Source organism: Pelolinea submarina (assembly GCF_003966975.1).
GTDB lineage: Bacteria > Chloroflexota > Anaerolineae > Anaerolineales > Anaerolineaceae > Pelolinea > Pelolinea submarina.
The window spans coordinates 1,320,587-1,337,942 of sequence record NZ_AP018437.1; the positions used below are offsets into that span (position 1 = coordinate 1,320,587).

The window sequence follows — 17,356 nt, forward strand, 5'->3', positions numbered from 1 at the left end:
AAAGAGAGCCGATTTTGTGGCTCTCTTTTTTATTTCGGTTTCTACGGAAGCAGCCTGAAAGTTGCGATCACAGCTGCGTTTTCAGGCTCCTGGGTAACGTTGAAGAGTGAAATAATCTTCCCATTGGCGCTAACAGTCTGCATGCGCGCTTCATTAGGGAAATTGGCATCCAGGTCTGCCTGGCTGTCCCACACCTGGATGGCGATGTCGTAGGATTGCCCACCGTTATATAAAAGGACGACCGCATTAGGCCAACCGGAGAGACTATCCTGGTCATCCAGAGACTGGAATTCGGGCGGATAGGAGATCTCGAATCCATACAACGTGTTTTGATAGGTCAACCAACCGTCCGGGGCAGCCGGTTTCTGCGTCTCGGTCGGCAAAGGCATGGGGGTGTTTGTGGCCGCGGGCAGGCTGGTCGCTTCCGGTTTGGAATTGCCCATATCGACGCTGACCTGGCAGGCGGTCAAGATCAGGATCAATAGAAAGAACAATAAATTTGCAGTTTTCCTCATGACGAATCCCTCAATACTCTCTTAATTATCTATCAGCCATCAACAAATCTTTCATATCTATATTAACGAATTATGCCGCAAAAGAGTTCCATGCGTTCCTCTTTCTTTAAGCACCAAGCTTTATATGCCTGTTCCGGGAATGTACGAGAATAAAAAGTAAAAAACTCTTGATATTTCCTGCGCGGCGTAGTATTCTTGAAATGTAAAAAATATTATACATTTGAGAGGTTATCGATGAGAAGAATGGATGAGATGGAGTTGCGGATTAACGAGAAGGGGATCAAATGGAGTTGGGCATTTATGGTGTTTTCCTTGGTAATTTGGGGTGTATACGCCTCTATCAAGACCCATGAAATCTCGCTGCCAGCCATACTTTTCATCCTACAGAATTTGGTTTACTTCTTCGTTACCAGCGTTGAGAAAACCAGGGTTGGGGATGAAAGGGGTAAGAAACAGCTCCTTATCTACTTCGGTGTGTTATTTTTTCTCCTCACTTTTGGCGCGATCCTGGGGTTGACACTTGGCCGTTGAGCGTCATGAAGAATAAAATCAGGAAATTGCGCAAGGAAAAGAATTACCGGCAGGAAGATTTGGCTACGGCTTTAGGCGTCACCCGGCAAACGATCAATGCGATCGAAAATGATAAATACGATTGCACTTTGCTATTGGCCTTCAAGTTGGCCAACCTGCTTGGGACCACAGTGGATGATCTCTTTGAGCCGGAGCGGAAGTTGCTTGAGAACCATTAACCATTCTGTGCGAAGAAATCCGCCAGCAGAGGGTTGACCACCTGCGGCTGCTCGTAATGCGGGATATGACCGGCAGCCTCTATTTCGTGGAATTGGTGTTCCGGAACCATTTCCCGCAGCAGGTTGATATCCTCCAAGCTGATGGTTTGGTCTTCTTTGCCGCGGATGATCAAAATGGGCAGGCCTTTTTCAGCCAGCGCTTTGTAAATTGCCAGGGTGTCATCTTTAGCAATGCAGCGCATGGTGGAAAGTACCGCCTGGCCAAAGCCCTTGTAGCGGGTTTGCACCTTATATTGGCTTTCCCAATCCGGGAAGTTCTCCGGGTGAACCAAATCTCCGCTTTGTGAATGCGGCAGGTAGAAGGGTTCCATGACGACGGCCATCAGATATTCGCCTACACCCGGCAGGGTCAGCGGGAAGGTGCCGCTCGCGAACATATTGGTGACCAGCGGATCGATCAGCGTCAGGCTGCGAAGGGATTCGGGATGGCGGTTGGCATATTCCGCGACGATCGGGCCGCCCATGGATAATCCCACCAGATGAACCGGTTGAGTGATCTCCAGCTTTTCCAGCAGCTCGCCTAATTGATTGACAAACAGGTCGATGTTGTAATCCACCACCGGCCGGTCCGAGTACCCGCGCCCATACAGGTCGAAGCGCAGCACGCTGAAACCGGAGTCAATTAATGTCTGGTATGTCGGGTCCCAAATGTATGAGGGTGTTGAAAAGCCGTGCACCAATACGACCAGCGGCTCGTCCGGATTCCCGCCAAGTTGATAATGGACCATTCCTTTACTCAGCCGGATGAATTGGCCGGAGGCTGAAGCGCGAGCGTTGTCATCGAGGGTTTCATGTTCTGTTCGAAAAATAAAATAGGCTAAAGTCAATAATGCCGCTGTGATCAGGAGAATACTGAGAAATATTTTCATATCCGATCCCTCGTCTTGATGATCTGGGTTAATAATTGGGATATTCTAACATTATATGAATCCGGGTAGTCATTCGTTCAACCGCTTTGTTGACATGTGTTAATTAAAAAAAAGCCTCCAGATTTAGTCTGGAGGCTATATATTCAATCAATTTTTATTTATCTTTGTCGCGGCCCTTCAAAAAGTCCTGCATCATTGAAGTGAATTCCATCGGGAAGATGTATTTAGTAGACGCACCCTCTCCTAACTTCTTCAAGGTTTCGAAATATTGCAAAGTAATCGTCTTGGAATCCACGCTTTTGGCTGCTTTGAAAATGTTCTCCAAAGCCTGGGCGTAACCTTCGGCGTTCAATACCTGCGCCTGGCGCGTGCCTTCGGCTTGCAGAATGGCGGATTGTTTCTGACCATCAGCCACGTTGATGGCAGCCTCGCGGGTACCCAGGGATTCGGTCACCACTGCGCGGCGCACGCGTTCTGCGGCCAACTGGCGGTTCATGGAATCCTGCACTTCTCTCGGCGGGATGATCTCGCGGATTTCAACGTTGGTGACTTTAACACCCCAACGCTCGGTTACTTCATCCAGACGGGTGCGCAGCGCGTTGTTGATCTGCTCACGTTCTGAAAGCACGCTATCCAGCATAATGCTGCCGATCACCGAACGAAGGGTGGTGGTGGCGATGCCCTGGGCAGCTAATTCAAAGTTGCCCACTTGCAGGACAGTGCTGGTTGGTTCAATGACTTTGTAGAACCATAAAAAGTCGATCGAAATGGGCGCGTTATCCTTGGTGATGGAAGTCTGCGCCGGAATTTCGCGGACTTGTTCACGCAAATCCACCATGACGGCCCGATCCACAACCGGGATCAGCATGACGAAGCCAGGCCCTTTTTCACCGATACAGCGGCCCAGCCGGAACACGATCAAACGCTGGTACTCTGGCACAACTCGAATGGATGATGCCAGCAAGCTGATTATTAGAACGGCTATCAGCACGATCAAGATTGGAACGACACTAAACATTTAAAACCTCCAGTTGAATCAATTCAAGATTTCTTTTTAGAGCTCTCGGAATATAGCTCCACTTTTAACAACAGCCCTTCGCGTTTGCGGATAATTACGGGGCTCCCTTTTTTAATAAGGGTTTCGCTTTCCGCCGACCAGTTTTCCCCGCCTACATAGACACTACCCTCTTTGGAGATATCGGTAACTGCTTTGCCTATCTGCCCGACGATTTTGTCCAGGTTGCGCTGAGGCTTCTGTTGAAATGCCTTGGCGGTGTTGCGGCCAACAATCCAAATGAAAGCGGCGGTACTAATCGACACTATGATTGCCAGGAAGGGATCCATAGCCAGCAGTCGGCCTTCTCTTTTGAAAACCAACAGCATGCCCAATAACAAAAGAACAATGGAACTGGCTAATAAATAACTACTCTCCGAGCGCTTCAAAGCCAGCAAAACGGCGACAATGCCGCCCACCAGGAGCAAAATTGCCCAGGTATTTACTGCCAGGTTTGCCATGCTGAATCCCACCAATGTAAGCAGGATGAGAGAAATAGCCTCCAGTATCCCTGTACCAGGTGCAAGCAGGGCGAAAATGGTGACCATGAAAGCGATTGCCAATAATACAAATGCAAAATTTGGATCCGGAAGGAATATCATTGCTGCCTCTTCTCCTATCTATTACAATCCTATTATGCACCTATTCATAAAGGATTACCATTAACAATATGTCTTTTCCGACAATTGATCATTTTTTAGCATGAGCGTTCTTGACAGATATACGTTTTCTCATTATGATGGTTGCGATTTACACAGGCAAATAAGAGAAAATGAACATTCGGTAAGTAAATATCATCTGTTTTGAGGTTCGCTTTCGCTCAATGAGCGAAGTGGAGCCGACTATCGGGGATTCGTGGCAATCCACGCATCCAAGGCTATTCATGATAGGAGACAGAAATGCTTACCGTTTCTGATTTAAAAAAGACTTTTAACCTCCAGTCCTTATTCGAAAAAATAAATTTCAGCATCAATCCGGGCGAACGGATTGGTTTAATCGGCCCCAATGGCAGCGGCAAGACTACGCTATTAAGGATCATCGCGGGGGAGGAACAGGCTGATGCCGGCATCATTCACAAACCCGTGGATTTGCGTCTGGGGTATCTACCGCAGGGGCGCACCTTTGATGTGCACAGCAGCCTGCGCGAGGTGATCGGCAGGGCGTCCGGCGATCCGGAGGTGCTGGAAGCGGAATTGTCGTCTGCGGCCAATGCGTTGGCAGCTATGCCCCAAGATGAAACTTTGATCGAGCGTTATGATGACCTGCTGCAGCGCATCCAGCGCGCCAATCCGGCTCGGACGGAACAGATCCTGACTGAACTGGGATTGAACCTGGTGGATCCGGATTTACCGGTGGGCGTTTTGAGCGGCGGGCAGCAAACCCGTTTGGCATTAGCCCTGGTGCTGCTAGGCGACCCGCAGCTGCTGCTTTTGGACGAACCCACCAATCACCTGGATATCGAAATGCTGAATTGGCTGGAAGATTGGTTGGCACATATAGCCAGCGGAGTGTTGATCATATCGCACGACCGCACCTTTCTGGACCACGTGGTCACGCGCATCCTGGAACTGGATCCGGCCAGCCGTTCGCTGCGGGCTTATGAAGGCAACTACAGCGACTACCTGGAGCAGCGCCGCACGGAAGTGCGCAAACAGTGGGATGAGTACCGCGACCAACAGCTGGAAGTGCGCCGCATGAAAGCGGATATCTCACGTGTCAAGGCGCAGGCGGCTTATACGGAAAAGATCATGAGCACCACGCGCCTTTCTGGCCGGGAATTTCGTAACAGCAAAGATTTTTACAAAGGATTGGCCAAGAAGGTCGCCAAGAAGGCAAAATCAAGGGAAAAGCGGCTGGAGCAATACGTTGAATCGGACGAACGCGTGGAAAAACCGGAGCAGCACAAGGCGCTGTATTTTGAATTCCAAAATACCGCCCATTTGGGCAATTCCGTCCTGCAATTGGAAGAACTCAGTGTAGGCTTTCCCGATAAATTGCTGCTGCGCGACTTGAATCTACAAATTCAGGCCGGGCAGCGCATCGTGTTGAGCGGCGCCAACGGCTGCGGTAAGACTACGCTGCTGCGCACTGTGGCGGGCAGTTTAGCGCCGCTGGCCGGGCGCGTGCTGTTGGGCAGCAGCGTACACTTGGGCACGATGGCGCAGGACCTCTCCAACCTGGACGCGCGTCAGACGGCCGTGGAAACCCTACAGCCCTATTTCGCCAATCAAACGGAAACGCGCCATTATCTGGCCACCTACCTGCTGGCAGGGGACGAGGTGCTCAAACCGGTGGACCTGCTCAGTTACGGCCAGCGCGCGCGCTTGGAGCTGGCTTTGTTGATTGCGCGAGGCTGCAACCTGCTGCTGCTGGACGAACCCATCAACCATCTGGACATCCCCAGCCGCACGCAGTTCGAGCAAGCGCTGGACGCCTTCGAAGGCGCCATCCTGGCGGTGGTGCACGACCGTTATTTCATCGAACGCTTTGCGCAGGAGGTATGGCTGGTGGAAGGGCAGGGCATACGCAGGCTCTAACCCGTTACAGGATAATCTCGGCGGCTGTGCTCTTGACAGCCGCCTTTGATTTCATATAATCAAGGTGAAAGGCCAGCCCGGAAATCCAATCCGGCGCCCGCAAAGGCAGGCTGCCTGCGAAGGGACATGCACATGTCGTAAGCAGGCCGGAGCGACCGTTACCGCGTGCAGAGGCTGATGGCAGCATCGGCAAAAGCAGGTGGCACCACGAGAACCCCTCTCGTCCTGCGGGCGAGGGGAATTTTATTTAATCAGGAGAAGATGAAATGATTGACATCAAGATTGTGCGCGAGAACCCGCAACTTCTGAAGGACGCTCTGGAACGCCGCCATATGGATATCAGTGTGGTAGACCAACTGGCCCGCATGGATGAAGAATGGCGCGTTAAGCTGACCCAGGTGGAAGACCTGAAAGCGGAACGCAACGCCGCATCCAAGGAGATCGGGGCCACCAAGGACAAAGCCGAACGCGAACAGAAGATCACTGCCATGCGTGAAGTGGGCGACCGCATCACGGCCATGGATGAGGAAGTTAGAACCATTGAGCAGCAGATCCAGGCTGTGATTGAAACCATCCCCAATATTCCGGATGAGAGTGTCCCGCTGGGCAAAGACGAAAGCGAAAACATTGTGCTGCGCACCGTGGGCGAAAAACCGAGCTATGATTTCGAACCCCTGCCGCATTGGGAGTTGGGCCCCAAACTGGGCATCATCGATTTCGACCAGGGCGTCAAGATTACCGGATCGCGCTTCTATGTGCTGAACGGCGCCGGTGCGCGCCTGCAGCGGGCTTTGATCGCCTGGATGCTGGATTTGCACGGACGCCAGGGATATAAAGAGAAATACACGCCTTTCATGGTGAAGGGCGAGACATTATACGCTTCCGGCCAGCTGCCCAAGTTTGCCGATAACCTTTACAAAGACCACGAAGAAGATCTGTGGATGGTGCCGACCGCGGAAGTACCGCTGACCGGCATTCACATGGGTGATTTCATCGAAGGGGAGCGCCTGCCGCTGTGCTACACCGCTTACACACCCTGCTTCCGCCGCGAGAAAATGAGCGCCGGGCGCGACGTGCGCGGCATCAAACGCGGCCACCAGTTCGATAAGGTCGAAATGTATGTTTACTGCAAACCGGAAAGGTCGATGGAAGAATTCGGAATGATGGTGGCGGACGCCGAAGAGACATGCAAAGAATTGGGCCTGACCTACCGCATCGTGCAGTTGTGCACGGGCGACCTGGGCTTTAACGCGCGCATTACCTACGACATCGAAGTGTGGGCACCCGGCTGCCAGGAATGGTTGGAAGTGTCCTCCATCTCGAATGTGGGCAATTTCCAGGCACGGCGTGCCAACATCAAGTATGTAGATGCGGACGGCCGCAAGGATTACCTGCATACCCTCAACGGTTCCGGCCTGGGTTTGCCGCGCACCCTGATCGGTGTGATGGAAACCTACCAGCAGGCCGACGGCAGCATTCGTGTGCCTGAAGTGCTCAAACCCTGGATGGGCGGCATTGAGGTCATTGAAGCATCGAATGGATAAGTTCAACGTTTTGTTACGCCGTTTGCTGCTCTTTGTGAGTTTTATGTTAATTATGACTGCCTGCGCTTCCGGCGCGGGCAGTTCACCTTTGGGTGGCATCGACATGTCCGCGGGTGTGCTTCTGACCGTTCAGATCGTGGTGCTGGTGGTCATGCTGCTGGGGCTGCTGAGTTTACTGTTTGTAATTTTTCCCGGGCTGACCATTATCTGGCTGGCGGCGCTGGTTTACGGCTTGCTAAGCGGTTTTGACCTGACTTCCGGCTTGATCTTCCTGGGCATCACACTGTTGATGATCTTCGGCAACATGGTCGACCAGCTCCTGATGGGCGCGCGCGCCAAAAAGAGCGGCGCCAGTTGGACCGGCGTGGTGGTCTCCATGCTGGCGGCGCTGGTCTTCAGTATTCTGTTCCCTCCTTTTGGCGGGCTAGTGGCCGCGCTGATTGCGCTGTTTGCCATCGAAACCGTGCGCCTGAAAAATTGGCGTCAGGCGGGCGAATCCACCAAGGAAATGGCTATCGGCTGCGCCAGCGCGGTTGTGGCGCGTTTTGGTATTGGGATGGTGATGATTGGCCTGTGGCTGGTATGGCTTTACCTGAGCGGCGCCTGGCCTTTCTGATCTCGTTTATTCGCCGACTGCGCTTTCCGTGATTTCGATAATCTGCTGATCACAATCGATGCGCGTTTGCGCTCCGTAAGGCAGCACCAGCATGGGATCGGTATGGCCGAAGTCCATGGCTGTCACGATGGGCGTATTTTTCAGGCCTTCTTCTTCCACCATGATATTCAGGATAGCTTGGTCGTATTCGGCGAATTGCTCCGGCGGCACCTGCCCGCCGGGGCGCCCGACCAGCAGGCCGTGGATGCGTTTCAGCACGCCCAGTGCGGCCAGCGAGCGCAGCATGCGTTCCACCGCCTGTGGGGAGGGCGCTTCTTCGGAGGTTTCGATGAACAGTATAGTGTCTTCCCATTCTTCCGTGTCCGGCCAGACATCCGTACCGCGCAGCCAATCCAGCACCTCAATGCAGCCGCCGATTAGACGGCCGCTGTGAATGCCCCGGCCTTGCAGGAATTTCCAACCCGTGCAGGGCTTACGCTTGCGCGAGATAGATTGATTCTTCGGGTCGCCCCAATCCAGCAGTTCATCACTCCAGCCGTCCGTATTGGGCGAAAGCGCACCGATGGGCTGGCTCTCGAACAGCGTCTTGCGCACCGAAGCTGCCATGTAAGGGAATAATCCCGCGTTTTCTCCAAATCCCGACATGATGGAAGGCCCATAGAAGGAGCCTAACCCGGCTTTCAGGCAGGCGAAATGCGTGATGGTGCTGTCGGAATACCCCATGAAAATCTTGGGGTTATTGCGAATCACCTCCAGGTCCAGGTAGGGCAGGGTGCGGATGGAATCGTCTCCGCCAATGGTACTGAAAATGGCGTTTATATGCGGATCGCTGAAGGCCTGTATCAGATCCTCGGCGCGCGCCTGCGGATGGGCGTGCAGCCAGTCCGGGTCGGCCAGCGTGTGCGGCATCTCCACCACCTGCACATTGAAGGCTTCTTCCAGCTGGCGCACCCCGGCCTGGTAGCGCGCAGGCAGGGCGCCCGGCCCGCCCCAGGAGAGGCTGACTGCCGCGACCTTGTCGCCGGGATGGAGGTTTTGAGGTTTGGTCAAGGATTGCATGGGTTCTCCTGTATTGACTGAATCATTTTATCTGTTGTTTAGGGAGGGCGGATGCCTCAATCCACGGTCCAACTTTTACTGGTTTCTTTGCTTAATTCAATGAGCGCCTGGATGGCCGGTGAAAGCCACTTCTTGCGGTGATAGGCGATCTGAGTGAAGAAACGCGTGTCGGTTTGTGGGATCTTGACTTCCAGCAAACCGGCTTTCGCTTCTTCCTGTACAGCGTAATAGGGCAGGTAAGACACGCCCAACCCGTTGATTACATATTTTTTGATGGCTTCCACGCTGGCCGTTTCCAATACGTTGTTGGGAAAGAATTTGTGCTGCTGGAGGTAGCGCACGTAATCCTGCCGGTAGGAGCATTCCTGTTCCGTGAATAACACGATCTGGTCAGGCCCGGGCAGAAAATCCGGCTCGGTATGGCCGGCCGGTGCGACCAGGCACATGGGTTCTTCGTGCAGCAGAAGGATTTCCAGGCTCTTGTAACTGTAATCCGGCTGCAGCAGGAAGCTCAGGTCAAGTTTCCCTGAGAACAGGTCCTTGCGCAGCAGTTCGCAGGGGCTGTTGATCACGGAGATCTCCACCTGCGGGTAGGCGCTTTTATAAGCCTTGATGATCGGGTAGAGGCGGTACATCATCAGCGAATCCGGCGCGCCGATGCGCAGCGTGCCCTGCGGCGCGGCTTCAACCTCCGCCAGTTGTTCGAGTGAGTCGTAGTCGCTCAGGATGCCATTGACCTGTTCCAGGAACTGTTTCCCGAAGGCGGTCAATTGGATGTGGCGGCCGACCTTTTCGAATAGGGGGCGGTTGTAGAAAGCTTCAATAGCCTGGATCTGGAAGGTCAGGGTGGACTGGGCGTAGCCCAATTCCTGGGCGGCCTTGGTGAAACTGCCCAGCTCCGCGATTTTCACGAATGTCTTCAGGTTGCGTATTTCCACAGCAGGTCCTTTGTTTTTTCTCTCATTTTATCATCAGAAATCTTGAACTATATCAACGAAACTATCTATTTAACAAATAAGACCATTGCCGTTAGGATAAGGACAACATAATAGAGAGGTATATCCATGAAGAAAAAATTGAACGCGATCATGGTCAGCGGGTTGACCATCGGGCCGGTACTCGGTTCCGGCATCATTTTTTTGCCGCCTTTGGCAGTGGAGAAACTAGGAGGGCACGCCATTTACGCCTGGTTGATCGTGATGGCTTTGGGCGCCCTGTTCGCCTACGTCTTCACCCGGATGGCGGTGGTTGCGCCCGATAACCAGGGCATCAGCACCATTGTAGGGGAGATGTTGGGAAAGCCCTTCCGCGAGCTTTCCGCCAACTACCTGGCTGGGGCAGTGCTGTTCGGCCCGGTGGTGGTCGCACTGACCGCCGCGGAATTCCTGGCGCCGCTATTACCTGCTACCATGAACGTGCACCCGGCCTGGATCGCGGCAGCTGTGCTGCTGGTTTGCGCCCTGCTGGTGATCTCCGGCGCGTCCTTTATGGCGCGTATTTTGCTGGTGCTTTCCAGCCTGACAGCCTGCCTACTGCTGGCTGGCAGCCTGGCCACGCTGGTCGAGGCGCCTGCGCTGAGCCTGCCGCGCGGCCTGCCGGAGTTGGCCGGGTTTGGCCACGTGCTGCTGTTGATCTTCTGGTCGGTTTTTGGCTGGGAGGTGCTGGGAAATTACGTCGAAGAGGTGGACGATCCGGAGCGTACTATGCTGCGGGCCATGCGCATCAGTCTGGCCGGCATCATCTCCGTTTACCTCCTGACCGCTTTCGCTTTGCAGAACGTGCCTGCGGGCGGCATGCCGGGTTTGCTGGTACCCATTTTAGGCGGCAGCGCCGATCTCGTTTTTGGAATATTGGCCGCGGGCTTGTGCATCTGCACCATCGTGACCTTCACGGGCGCGGTCTCGCGACAGACTGCCGAGAGGCTGCGAACCAAACGGCTGTCGATGGTTTTGCAGGGGCAGCGGCCATCTGTCCTGATATTACTTTCCGGCAATTTCCTGATCCTGGGAGCTGTCGTGCTGGGCTGGATCTCATTCGAGAATGTGATTGAAGTGGCTAATATCTTCTTTATCGGTAATGCCTTTTTAGGACTGGTGTGCGGCTTCCGTATGCTGCCGTCTCCAACTGTTCGCCTGGGCATTGGTGTGCTGCTGGTGATGATGGCTTTCATCGTCGCTTTTCTGCCGGTATATGCCATCGCCTTCTTCCTGCTGACCACAGCCGTCAGCCTATGGAGTAGTAGCCGCAGGCGCGTGAGTTTATGTGAGGATTTTCCGGATTAACCTAATTGGGTTGTGAAGCGTCTTACAATGGAAAACAAGCAACGAGGAGTGCTGAAAAAATGGATAAAGATAACGAACTGTTTATTCTGTGGACGAACGCGGATGTGCTCACGTCCGAGAAGATGGTGATGATGTACGCCACCAACAGCCTGCTGAAGAATTGGTGGGGCGCTGTAACGGTCATTATCTGGGGCGCCACCGCCAAGCTGGCGGCCGAGAACGCCCTGATCCAGGACAAGCTCAAGATCGCTCAGGAAGCCGGCGTGCAATTCACGGCCTGTAAAGCCTGCGCGGACCAATTGGGCGTTACTGAAAAATTGGAAGGAATGGGTATCGAGGTAAAGTATTGGGGTCAGCCCCTGACCGAGATCCTTAAAGAAAACAAAAAACTGATCACGATTTAGGGGTCGTTCAGTCCGTAAGAATTAGCGCACCGCCGCCGCGGCTTGCAGCACGATCGAGCCGGCGGTGGCTGCGTTTAATGAAGCCACTTTGCCGCGCATGGGGATATACGTGATCAGGTCGCATTTCTCGCGCACCAGGCGGCGCAGGCCTTCGCCTTCGCTGCCCACCACGATGGCCAGGTTGCCTTTCAGGTTGGTCTGGGACAGCGGGGTGGCACTGCTGTCCATGTCCAGGCCGATCACCCAGCCGTTCTGCTCCTTGACTGCGTCGATAGCCTGCGCCAGGTTGCCGGGGGCGATCAGCAGGTGCTCGCTGGCTCCTGAGGAGGCGTTCACTACGGCTGGCGTCACGCCGGCGGAGCGGTGGGCGGGAATGACCATACCGTGCACGCCGAAAACTTCGGCGCTGCGGATGAGCGTGCCCATATTCTGCGGATCCTGAATTTGGTCGAGAATGAGCATGAAAAGGGGTTCGCCTTTTTTTTTGGCCAGGTCGAAAATGGCCTGCAGGTCAGCGTAGGGATACTCGCTGGCCTGTAAAGCCACACCCTGGGGATTGTCGGAATATTCCTCCAGCGCGTCGCGATCAACCCATTCCACGTTGAGGCGGGCTGTTTTGGCCAGGGTCAGGATTTCCGGGATGCGTCCTTTTTGTTCAACCCCCTTGGCAAGCTGCAATCTGAAAAAATGCCTGCGTCCAACACGCAGGCACTCATAAACAGGATTTCTACCGGTGATCCACTCTTTCATTTCCAATACCAGGTGCTGCCGCCTTTGGCGTCTTCCACCTGCACGCCCAGCTCAGCCAGTTGGTCGCGGATCTTATCGGAAAGCTCCCACAGCTTGGCCTGGCGGACATCCTGGCGGACGTCTACCAAAAGGTTGATGAAGGCATCGGCTGCCTGCGAACCTTTTTCCACGCGCAGGGTCAGACCCAATACCCCGGTCAGTTCTTCCAGCACGTCCTGTGCCGGTTTGAGCTGCTCATCGGTGGCGCCGTCGGCGCGCGCCTGGTTGATGACACGTACCAGTTCAAATAAGTGCCCCAGCGCGCCGGCGCTGTTGAAATCGTCGTCCATGCTGGCTTCAAAACCGCTGCGGGCGGCTTTGGCTGCCTCATCCAGCGCGGAAGTGTCTGCCAGTCCGGCGGTTTGCGGTTGGGCTTCTTTCAAGCCGGATTGCAGGCGTTCCAGACCGCGTTCGGCTTGCCCGATGATTTCATCATTGAAGGTCAGGGGATTGCGATATCCGGAATTGAGCACCATCATGCGCAGGGCATCCGCCGGATGCGCGGCCAGGAAATCTTCGATGGTGATCAGATTGCCCAGCGATTTGGACATCTTCTCGCCGCTTAACTGCAGCATGCCGTTATGGATCCAATAGCGCGCGAATTGTTTGCCGGTGTGAGCTTCGGATTGGGCAATTTCATTTTCGTGGTGCGGGAAAATCAAGTCGTTGCCGCCGCCATGAATGTCGATTTGTTCGCCCAGATGGGCACCGCTCATGGCCGAGCATTCGATGTGCCAGCCGGGCCGGCCCTTGCCCCATGGGCTATCCCAAGCGGGTTCGCCCTCCTTGGCTGCCTTCCACAGCGCGAAATCCATCGGGTTTTCTTTGCGTTCATCGACCTCGATGCGGGAACCGGCGCGCATATCGTCCAGCTTGCGGCCGGAGAGCTTGCCGTAATCCGATTTTTTCTCAACGCGGTAATACACATCGCCGCCGGCTTCGTAAGCGTAACCTTTATTAATCAGGTCGGTGATGAAGCGGATGATCTCGTCCATTTCGCGCGTGGCGCGCGGATTGATTGTAGCCGGCAGGATATTTAAATCCTTTAAATGTTGGGCATATTGTTGGATATAGGTTTCAGCCAGTTCAAACGGGTCGCAAGCCAGTATATTGGCGCGGTTGATGATTTTGTCATCCACATCGGTGTAGTTCATCACGTGTTTGACCGAATAACCGCGATATTGCAGATAGCGGCGAATGATGTCGAAAACCAGGGCGGACATGGCATGTCCGACGTGGGCTTTATCGTAAACGGTAGGGCCGCACACATACAAGCGGACTTTGTTGGGTTCGAGGGTCTCGAAGGCTTCTTTCTTGCGAGTTAGGGTGCTGTAAACCTGAATGCCCATGCTCTTACTCCTAAAAATGATAATTACTTACCTTTATTGTTATTGGCGCTGCTATCCGGTTTGGAAAAGATCATACGTCCGGCAGCGGTTTGCAGCACTTTGGTCACGGCTACCTCGATATCCTTGCCGATGAACTCTCTGCCATCTTCGACCACCACCATGGTGCCGTCGTCAAGATATCCGACGCCCTGGCCCTGTTCCTTGCCTTCCTGGATCACCTTAACCAGCAGGGCTTCACCGGGAAGCAGAATGGATTTAACTGCGTTGGCTAGTTCATTGATATTGAGCACTTTCACGCCCTGCAGCTCGGCCACGCGGTTGAGGTTGTAATCGTTGGTCAGGATGGGCGCTTGCATCTGGCGTGCCAGCATAACCAGCTTCTCATCCACTTCACGCACACCTTCCACGTCAATATCGGCGATGGTGGTGTTGATGCTGCGGTCTTTCTGTAATTCAGACAGCACTTCCATGCCGCGCCGGCCGCGCTGGCGGCGCAGGCTTTCGGCGGAATCGGCAATGTACTGCAATTCATTCAGGACAAAACGGGGAATGATCAAATTACCAGGCACAAAACCGGTGCGGGCGATATCCGCGATGCGTCCATCAATAATTACGCTGGTGTCAATCAGGATGGATTTTTCCTGCTGCCATTTGGCCGGAGTTCCTTGCGAAGTGGAACCACGCTGGCCTCGCCGATTGAGTGTGAAAACATCTTTAAGATCCGTTTGGCGGGTGACAGCAATGGTAATACCCAAATACCCAAATAGTCCTACTGCCACAATTGGCAAAATGCTTTTAAATGGATTGGGTAGGAACGAGATTGGGATTGAGAAAAGTGCGGCCAGGATTAAGCCGATGACCAGTCCAATCAAAGCGGCGACCAAAGTTGGTCCGGATATTTTGGAAAGATAGGTGCGCAGCCAATTGACTGGATATAACGAAATAAAGGGCATCGCCCAAAAACCGAACAAGCCTAGAATAACAGAACCCCCAATTGCGTATGGCAGGGAATTCAAATCAATATTTATAATTCCGACGAGCAAATCACCCAAATAAAATCCAGCGACTGCAAACAGTATAAGTCCTAAAAAACGAAAAATAAGAACGGTTGTCTTCATGAAATAAATCCTTTCAGAACCTGTTAATGTACAGAAATAATGAACAGATGATTATTTTGATATTATCATGTCGTAGAACATAAGTCAAACAAAAGACATTAAAAAAAGGAAACTCTATCAATTTGTTTACAAACGAGGGGGGATACGGATTTCCAGAAAGTTATGGGCAAGCGGCGATAGTCGATATTTTACAGAGACAATTGATTGTATTTTATTTAATAAGATTATTCCAATCGCTTCTCTTCTATATGAACGGACCGGGCTGGCGGAGTAAATTAGAAAAATTGGTGGCCTTTACCCTCTTGCATTTTTTAAATTCATGGTAGAATTTCAGCCTTGATGCCCCCATCGTCTAGGGGACCAGGACGCAGCCCTTTCAAGGCTAAAACGAGAGTTCGAATCTCTCTGGGGGCACCTGGTCCAAGAAAAGCCCATTCGGGCTTTTTTTGTTTAATGGCTAGATATCCCTGAGCTTATCGACCACGTAGCAGTCCCTAGGGGGAATGGATTGGATGAAATTTAGGCTACTGCTTTTTAATACCAGCCCTTTCATGTCCCGAAAGGCACAAGTACTCCGTAAAGTGCAGGTCTTATATAGGGCACAGGCACACAGGAATGTAAAGGTATATGGTTGGATGTCGGGTGGCCGTTTAGTAAACTTAAGAGAGTTCTTAATTATTGAGTTATATCTTTGCTTGTTAGGTATCCTCTATCCTCTATAAATTCTCCTGGAATTATTTGCGTAAATTGAGATGGTAAATATGGTTCCCTATCATTTGGATTGTAATCCCATTTATTCGAAAGTAAATAACATCTCTTCAAAGTACGAGTCAATGCCACCACAAATTTGCAATATTCAATATTATCGACATTGCCGTTACTATCTATTTTTGGTACTATACCTTCATTTAAACCGACGATAAATACGTGACCTGCTGAAAGACCTTTACAACCTTCAAAAGATGATAAAAGTATTGTCGGTTGGGATAAATCAGTTTCCTGCTTTTCTTTTTGTTCTCCATAAAAGTGCCCTAAGATTTGATCACTTTTTTCACCTATAAGACCTATTAATGCTTGACGATCTTGCTCACTTGGTTTACCAGCCCTGATGATATTGACGACTTTTAAATGTTTGCAAATAAATTCTTCCGGTAGTATCTTATTAAAAGGTGTTCCATCGAGAGAAGATTTGATAAAGTCTTGTATCTGAACTTTATTAAATTCAAACTCAGCAAGAATTCGCCAACCTAAATTTGAATCGTCATCATGGAGAAGCATGTCATATGCATCACATATGGAATAATTATAATCTTGGGCTTCAGAAAAGTTTATATTTGCGTAAAATTCTCCCAATTTTTTTGCTAAAGGATTAAGGTATTGCCTCTTTCCAACAAGTAGAACACAGGGATAGTTTTTTTCGTGTGCATCTTTAATTTCTATTTCTGGGATTTTTTTAATTTCTCCTGCGATAAACTTAGACAAACAACTTATTGTTGAGGTTGTTGCTTTCACAATTTTTGGATATGTACTATTTTCATAATCTTTATCTTCAAGATAGGGAAAGAAAGGCCTTTCAATTCTATCTTGAAGACCACCATTATCTGTTACATTTTTAATAAATGCAGTGGTTGCTTCTACAACAACTCGTGGACACCTGGAACAAAATGGTAATTGAAAAACTTGATATTCACCGGATTCATATTTAGCTCGCAAGTGGGCAGGGGAAGAATTCCTTCCAGAATATACTGCTTGATCATCATCACCGACAATTAATATGGGACTTTTCTTTTCTAATTCTTCAATCAACGCAACTTCAAGCGGATTGAAATCTTGGTATTCATCAACAACAATTTGATCATAAGTTGGCAACTCTAAATGCCCGTCACGGACGTGTTTATATAACCTATAGACAGTGTCATTAAAAGATACTGCATTATAGTAATCTCCCCTTTCAAGATAAAACGTTAATTCAGGCGAATCTTCATCAAGCATTTGAAATTTCTCATCAAAATCGGAAAGTTTATTTCCGAGGAAATTGGCGTCGCTTTCTACTATTTTTGTTAGAAATGGGATGAGCTCGATCCTGCCATTCCTTTTGTGGAGTAGTTTCTTACAGAATGCATGGAATGTTCTAACTTCAGCTCGATTACCCAGATCATTTTCCATATCTTCAACAAGCTTTCTTATGAATGAAAGAGCAAGATTTCTTTTCCCCACTTTTTTATTAAATATCGCACCGAAAGTATATGTTTTTCCTGTTCCGGGTCCTGCGACAATTAATTTTCGTGGATTGTCAGATTGTAAGATTTTATCAAGATACTCTTTTCTTTGTTCTGCCTGGTTTTCAAATGGATTATTTTCTGTCATTATATTAATTCTCCAAAGGCTATTAGTTTGTGGTATCTACCATT

General features: G+C 51.2%; 18 protein-coding genes and 1 tRNA gene. 8 read left to right on the forward strand and 11 right to left on the reverse strand.

From position 1 onward, the window contains the following. Positions 1-41: 41 nt before the first annotated feature. Positions 42-515, reverse strand: coding sequence for a hypothetical protein (locus tag Pelsub_RS05850; RefSeq protein WP_126440411.1), 474 nt, complete (start codon positions 513-515; stop codon positions 42-44). Between the two features lie 243 nt (positions 516-758). On the opposite strand from Pelsub_RS05850, the gene Pelsub_RS05855 reads away from it, so the two are divergent. Both Pelsub_RS05855 and Pelsub_RS05860 read left to right on the forward strand, forming a co-directional pair. Further along, on the forward strand, positions 759-1,046 hold the full coding sequence (locus Pelsub_RS05855; RefSeq protein WP_198418406.1) for a hypothetical protein: 288 nt from the start codon (positions 759-761) through the stop codon (positions 1,044-1,046). A 5-nt stretch (positions 1,047-1,051) separates the two neighbouring features. Beyond that, positions 1,052-1,264: a helix-turn-helix transcriptional regulator gene (locus Pelsub_RS05860; protein ID WP_116224657.1), complete on the forward strand. Its 213-nt coding sequence runs from the start codon at positions 1,052-1,054 to the stop codon at positions 1,262-1,264. Here the strand turns inward: Pelsub_RS05860 and Pelsub_RS05865 are convergent. The 3 genes from Pelsub_RS05865 to Pelsub_RS05875 all read right to left on the reverse strand — a co-directional run bounded on the left by Pelsub_RS05865 (position 1,261) and on the right by Pelsub_RS05875 (position 3,849). Next, positions 1,261-2,193: an alpha/beta fold hydrolase gene (locus tag Pelsub_RS05865; RefSeq protein WP_116224656.1), complete on the reverse strand. Its 933-nt coding sequence runs from the start codon at positions 2,191-2,193 to the stop codon at positions 1,261-1,263. The genes Pelsub_RS05860 and Pelsub_RS05865 overlap by 4 nt on opposite strands. Positions 2,194-2,347: 154 nt before the next feature. After that, positions 2,348-3,211: an SPFH domain-containing protein gene (locus Pelsub_RS05870; RefSeq protein WP_116224655.1), complete on the reverse strand. Its 864-nt coding sequence runs from the start codon at positions 3,209-3,211 to the stop codon at positions 2,348-2,350. Positions 3,212-3,234: 23 nt separating this feature from the next. Continuing rightward, entirely contained in the window at positions 3,235-3,849 is a 615-nt protein-coding gene (locus Pelsub_RS05875) for an NfeD family protein (RefSeq protein ID WP_116224654.1), read from the reverse strand. Positions 3,850-4,146: 297 nt separating this feature from the next. Here Pelsub_RS05875 and abc-f point away from each other — a divergent pair, with 297 nt between their 5' ends. After that, the gene (abc-f, locus tag Pelsub_RS05880) at positions 4,147-5,784 is read left to right on the forward strand and encodes a ribosomal protection-like ABC-F family protein (RefSeq protein WP_116224653.1); all 1,638 of its coding nucleotides are present in this window, start codon (positions 4,147-4,149) and stop codon (positions 5,782-5,784) included. Between the two features lie 4 nt (positions 5,785-5,788). Here the strand turns inward: abc-f and Pelsub_RS05885 are convergent, their stop codons facing one another. Then, positions 5,789-5,971 (reverse strand): hypothetical protein, encoded by a 183-nt coding sequence (locus tag Pelsub_RS05885; RefSeq protein WP_126440413.1) that lies wholly within the window; start codon positions 5,969-5,971, stop codon positions 5,789-5,791. Between the two features lie 79 nt (positions 5,972-6,050). On the opposite strand from Pelsub_RS05885, the gene serS reads away from it, so the two are divergent. Further along, positions 6,051-7,328, forward strand: a complete 1,278-nt coding sequence (gene serS, locus Pelsub_RS05890) for a serine--tRNA ligase (RefSeq protein WP_116224652.1) — start codon at positions 6,051-6,053, stop codon at positions 7,326-7,328. Further along, positions 7,321-7,944 (forward strand): DUF456 domain-containing protein, encoded by a 624-nt coding sequence (locus tag Pelsub_RS05895; protein ID WP_116224651.1) that lies wholly within the window; start codon positions 7,321-7,323, stop codon positions 7,942-7,944. Before serS ends, Pelsub_RS05895 begins: the two co-directional genes overlap by 8 nt. A 6-nt stretch (positions 7,945-7,950) precedes the next feature. On the opposite strand, the gene Pelsub_RS05900 is transcribed toward Pelsub_RS05895, so the two are convergent. Next, positions 7,951-9,003: a S66 family peptidase gene (locus Pelsub_RS05900; RefSeq protein ID WP_116224650.1), complete on the reverse strand. Its 1,053-nt coding sequence runs from the start codon at positions 9,001-9,003 to the stop codon at positions 7,951-7,953. 56 nt (positions 9,004-9,059) lie between these two features. Continuing rightward, on the reverse strand, positions 9,060-9,941 hold the full coding sequence (locus Pelsub_RS05905; RefSeq protein ID WP_116224649.1) for a LysR family transcriptional regulator: 882 nt from the start codon (positions 9,939-9,941) through the stop codon (positions 9,060-9,062). A gap of 126 nt (positions 9,942-10,067) precedes the next feature. On the opposite strand from Pelsub_RS05905, the gene Pelsub_RS05910 reads away from it, so the two are divergent. Both Pelsub_RS05910 and Pelsub_RS05915 read left to right on the forward strand, forming a co-directional pair. Continuing rightward, positions 10,068-11,285: an APC family permease gene (locus Pelsub_RS05910; RefSeq protein ID WP_116224648.1), complete on the forward strand. Its 1,218-nt coding sequence runs from the start codon at positions 10,068-10,070 to the stop codon at positions 11,283-11,285. A gap of 5 nt (positions 11,286-11,290) precedes the next feature. Then, complete coding sequence (locus Pelsub_RS05915) at positions 11,291-11,689, forward strand: DsrE family protein (RefSeq protein WP_267896271.1); 399 nt, start codon at positions 11,291-11,293, stop codon at positions 11,687-11,689. 21 nt (positions 11,690-11,710) lie between these two features. Here the strand turns inward: Pelsub_RS05915 and rlmB are convergent, their stop codons facing one another. Genes rlmB through Pelsub_RS05930 form a run of 3 tightly spaced genes read right to left on the reverse strand, consistent with a single transcriptional unit; the run spans position 11,711 to position 14,780 of the window. After that, positions 11,711-12,439, reverse strand: a complete 729-nt coding sequence (rlmB, locus tag Pelsub_RS05920; protein ID WP_116224646.1) for a 23S rRNA (guanosine(2251)-2'-O)-methyltransferase RlmB — start codon at positions 12,437-12,439, stop codon at positions 11,711-11,713. Further along, on the reverse strand, positions 12,436-13,827 hold the full coding sequence (gene cysS / locus Pelsub_RS05925) for a cysteine--tRNA ligase (protein ID WP_116224645.1): 1,392 nt from the start codon (positions 13,825-13,827) through the stop codon (positions 12,436-12,438). The genes rlmB and cysS overlap by 4 nt, the downstream gene beginning before the upstream one ends. 23 nt (positions 13,828-13,850) lie before the next feature. Next, on the reverse strand, positions 13,851-14,780 hold the full coding sequence (locus tag Pelsub_RS05930) for a PIN/TRAM domain-containing protein (RefSeq protein ID WP_232528621.1): 930 nt from the start codon (positions 14,778-14,780) through the stop codon (positions 13,851-13,853). A gap of 506 nt (positions 14,781-15,286) precedes the next feature. Here Pelsub_RS05930 and Pelsub_RS05935 point away from each other — a divergent pair. After that, a tRNA-Glu gene (locus tag Pelsub_RS05935) sits at positions 15,287-15,359 on the forward strand. A gap of 261 nt (positions 15,360-15,620) precedes the next feature. Here Pelsub_RS05935 and Pelsub_RS05940 read toward each other — a convergent pair. After that, the gene (locus tag Pelsub_RS05940; RefSeq protein WP_116224643.1) at positions 15,621-17,312 is read right to left on the reverse strand and encodes a UvrD-helicase domain-containing protein; all 1,692 of its coding nucleotides are present in this window, start codon (positions 17,310-17,312) and stop codon (positions 15,621-15,623) included. Positions 17,313-17,356 lie beyond the last annotated feature (44 nt).